Genomic DNA, 225 nt, shown 5'->3' with positions numbered 1-225 from the left:
GAGCACCAACGGGCAAATTGTAAGGGCGCCTACAATGCCAGCGAGCCCCTCCTTCACCCGCCTCGGCACACCATGTCCCGCATCGACGAACTCACCGATCGCATCGAGCGCCTGCTGTTGCGCCACGAGGAGCTGCGCCGCACCAATGCGCTGCTGGCGCAACAGGTGCACGTCGTCACGCAAGAGCGCGAGTCCCTGAAGGCGCGGCTGGCCGCAGCGCGCTCG

The organism is Aquabacterium sp. UBA2148 (assembly GCF_002328915.1).
GTDB lineage: Bacteria > Pseudomonadota > Gammaproteobacteria > Burkholderiales > Burkholderiaceae_C > Aquabacterium > Aquabacterium parvum.
This window is presented reverse-complemented; position numbering follows the sequence as displayed.